Here is a 1,890-nt window from a genome sequence, read left to right as displayed (position 1 = left end):
CGTGCCGCGATGGCGGGGGCGATGTGCGCCCGGGCGGTCCTCGCGCTCACCATGTCCGGCGCGGTCGCCACGGGCGGTCTGGAGCTGTATCCAGCGGCTCTGGGGGTCCTGGTCTGCTCCAAGGCGTACGGGGTGGTGCGCAGCGCCGTCGTCCCGCGGCTCCTGCCGCCGCGGTTCTCCCTGGTGAAGGCGAATTCCCGGGTCACCCTGGCAGGGCTGCTGGCGACGGGGGTGGCCGCCCCGATCGGGGCGGGCCTCCAGACCCTCGGGCCCGTCTGGCCGCTCTACGGCGCCTGCGCGATCTTCGCCGGCGGTACGGTCCTCGCCTTCACCCTGCCGGGCAAGGTCGACTCCGCGAAGGGCGAGCGCCGCGCCCGCCTGGTCCCGCGCGGCGGTGAGGCCCCGCCGCCCGCGGGCCCGGGCAGCACCCGCGGCGACCTGTGGACCACCCGCTGGGGCAAGGGCGGGAAGAGCAAGGGGAAGGGGAAGCCGGGGCTGCGGTCCGTCGGGCCCTCCGTCCTGCACGGCCTCCAGGCCAACGCGGCGCACCGCGCGCTCTCCGGCTTCCTGATCTTCTTCCTGGCCTTCCTGCTGCGCGAGCACCCCCTCGGCGGGCAGAGCGCCGCGGTGTCGCTGGGCATCGTCGGCGTGGCGGCCGGCGCGGGCAACGCCATCGGTACGGCGGTGGGGTCCTGGCTGCGGGCCCGCGGGCCCGAGGTGATCGTCGCGGCGGTGCTGGGGCTCGCGCTCGGCGTGGCGGTGCTGGCCGCCGTGTTCTTCAGCACCGTGCTGGTCGCCGCGCTGGCGGCGGTGGCCGGTTTCACCCAGGCCCTGTCGAAGCTGTCCCTGGACGCCATGATCCAGCGGGACGTGCCCGAGGAGGTGCGGACCTCGGCCTTCGCCCGGTCCGAGACCCTGCTCCAGGTCTCCTGGGTCCTCGGCGGCGCCATCGGCATCGCCCTGCCACTCAACGGCGTGGCCGGCATGTCGGTCGCGGCGGGCATCCTCGCGCTCGGCGCGGCCACCTCCGTACGGGGCCTCCTGGGCGCCGCACGGCGCGGCTCACCGCACCCCCGCGTGGCGTGAACGGTGCCGACCGATAACCTTCGGCGCATGACCGTTGCGTTCTTCTCCGGTAAGGGCCGTCGAATCGGCGTCGCTCTCGGTGCCGTGTCCGCGGGACTCCTTGTCCTGTCCGCCTGCGACAAGCCGACGCCGCTCGCCACCGTGACGGTCGGCGACAACTCGGTGGGCACCGAGGCCGCCTGCTACAACGACGGCAAGGCACTCAAGGAGTCCGAGATCGAGGGCTGCCTCAACAAGAAGGCGGACAAGGTCGTGGACGTCGCGATGGACGACAAGGTCCGCTTCGGCGTCGACCCCGAGATCGCCGACCACGGCTGGACCCTGTTCATCAACGGCCAGCAGGCCGAGCAGGAGCCGTACAAGAAGACCTACCGCTCGATCCCCGGCAGCGCCTTCTTCGCCAGCCAGACCGGTGAGACCACCGCGGACAAGACGCAGGTCAGCATCGTCGAGACGCAGGGTCAGAAGCTCACGGGCGTCTGGCACTTCGAGCTCAAGAAGTCCTCCTGACCGTCTGAACCACCGATTCGCCAGGAGCTTCGCCGTGCGGGTCCTCGTCGTGACCGCCGTCCCGGCCGAACGGGACGCGGTGACGCGCGCCGTCGCGGAACCGCCGCGGGTCCGGAGGGTGCCGGGTGCCGAGGTGCACCGGGCGGGGCCCTTCGACGTGGTCGCGGGCGGTGCGGGTCCGGCCGCCGCGGCGGCGGCCACCGCGTTCGCCCTGGCCCCGTCCCGGTCCGGCTCCGGGGCCCGCGAGGACGAGCCGTACGGCCTCGTCGTCTCCGCCGGTATCGGCGGGGGGGT

General features: G+C 73.8%; 2 protein-coding genes and 1 pseudogene. All 3 read left to right on the top strand.

Translation table 11 applies throughout. The annotated features are described in order from the left end of the window. The coding region (locus IH13_RS0105580) for an MFS transporter (protein ID WP_031081513.1) at window positions 1-1,086 on the top strand (1,086 nt) is incomplete at its 5' end. Window positions 1,087-1,113: 27 nt separating this feature from the next. Continuing rightward, complete coding sequence (locus tag IH13_RS0105575; RefSeq protein WP_031081512.1) at window positions 1,114-1,596, top strand: hypothetical protein; 483 nt, start codon at window positions 1,114-1,116, stop codon at window positions 1,594-1,596. Window positions 1,597-1,630: 34 nt separating this feature from the next. Continuing rightward, window positions 1,631-1,890: pseudogene (locus IH13_RS0105570) on the top strand (futalosine hydrolase); the annotation flags it as partial.

This window comes from Streptomyces sp. NRRL WC-3549 (genome assembly GCF_000721935.1).
In the GTDB taxonomy this organism is placed as follows: Bacteria; Actinomycetota; Actinomycetes; order Streptomycetales; family Streptomycetaceae; genus Streptomyces.
Note: the sequence above shows the minus strand (reverse complement) of the source record. Positions and strands in the feature narration are given on the sequence as shown.

What these genes read in the sequence shown, in the direction of transcription:
- IH13_RS0105575 (WP_031081512.1), top strand. Translation starts at nt 1,114, where the DNA reads ATGACCGTTGCGTTCTTCTCCGGTAAGGGCCGTCGAATCGGCGTCGCT.